1 protein-coding gene is annotated in these 497 nt (G+C 35.6%); it reads left to right on the top strand.

Features of this window, described 5'->3' with window-relative positions; genetic code table 11:
• The coding region (locus HMPREF3138_RS26520; protein WP_139145173.1) for a phage portal protein at window positions 1-497 on the top strand (497 nt) is incomplete at both ends.

Raw genomic sequence — 497 nt, 5'->3', positions numbered from 1 at the left:
AGTACTAATGGCAGACACGATATCAGTACTTTCCAAAATCTAGTATGTAGAACAAGAGCACGTGACGGAGAGTGTTTTATTCGCTTACATGAAGTTGAAGGTGGCTTAAGACTAGAAATAATCGACAGTCTGCGTGTACCAGTAATCAACAATCAAAAGTTCAGTAACGGCGACTATATCAGTAATGGTATTAGATTTAACAAGTTCAAACGTCCTATTTCATACAATATCTGTAAAGTAGACCCAACAATCTATTCATACTATCAGACTGACATTGAAGTAGTTGACGCATCCGAGATCATTCATTTCTATATTCAAGATTATCCTGATCAAGAAAGGGGTATTCCAGACATTATCGCCTGTACCAATTTGATTAAAGAATTAGAACAATTTGTTAATGCATCTATTGTACAGAAGAAAGTAAGTGCTTCGTCAATGGCCTTTATTACTAGTGATGAAAAACCAACTAACAGTACTACAGAGTTACTAGGAAGCAT

The sequence above is a fragment of the Serratia sp. HMSC15F11 genome (assembly GCF_001808215.1).
Taxonomy (GTDB): Bacteria; Pseudomonadota; Gammaproteobacteria; order Enterobacterales; family Enterobacteriaceae; genus Serratia; species Serratia nevei.
This window is presented reverse-complemented; position numbering and strand designations above follow the sequence as displayed.